Here is an 806-nt window from a genome sequence, read left to right as displayed (position 1 = left end):
GGCCAGTATCCAGAGTACCGCGAAGCACGAGGAATTTTGCGGGAAGTCGGGGGGACCACCCTCCAAGGCTAAACACTTCTTAGTGACCGATAGCGCATAGTACCGTGAGGGAAAGGTGAAAAGAACCGCGGGAGCGGAGTGAAAGAGAACCTGAAACCGTATGTCTACAAGCAGTCGGAGCGCAAGCGACGGCGTGCCTATTGAAGAATGAGCCAACGAGTTACGGGCACCAGCGAGGTTAAGCAGGAAATGCGGAGCCGTAGGGAAACCGAGTCTGAAAAGGGCGGATAGTTGGTGTTCGTAGACCCGAAACTGTAGTGATCTACCCATGATCAGGTTGAAGCACGGGTAAAATCGTGTGGAGGACCGAACCGGTGAGTGTTGAAAAACTTTCGGATGAATCGTGGGTAGCGGTGAAATTCCAATCGAACGCAGAGATAGCTGGTTCTCCTCGAAATAGCTTTAGGGCTAGCCTCAGGCAGTAAGCATAGGCGGTAGAGCACTGATCGGGATAGGGACTGTAATGGTTACCGAACCCTGTCAAACTACGAATGGTTATGCTGCAGAGCCTGGGAGTCAGACTACGAGAGATAAGTCCCGTTGTCAAAAGGGAAACAGCCCAGACCATCAGCTAAGGTCCCCAATGCCATACTAAGTGGAAAAGGATGTGGGGTCTCATAAACAACCAGGATGTTGGCTCAGAAGCAGCCACCATTTAAAGAGTGCGTAATAGCTCACTGGTCGAGAGGCCCTGCGCCGAAGATTCCCGGGGCTAAAGTATGGAACCGAAGCTATGGATGCATACG

At 52.0% G+C, this 806-nt stretch carries 1 rRNA gene; it reads left to right on the top strand.

What is annotated here, in order from left to right:
- Positions 1 to 806, top strand: a 23S ribosomal RNA gene (locus ACTQY1_RS11240); the annotation flags it as partial.

It is taken from the genome of Acidaminococcus sp. HCP3S3_G9_1 (assembly GCF_052122455.1).
Lineage (GTDB): Bacteria > Bacillota > Negativicutes > Acidaminococcales > Acidaminococcaceae > Acidaminococcus.
The sequence above is the reverse complement of the archived record's forward strand: the minus strand, read 5'-3'. Positions and strand labels throughout refer to the sequence as shown.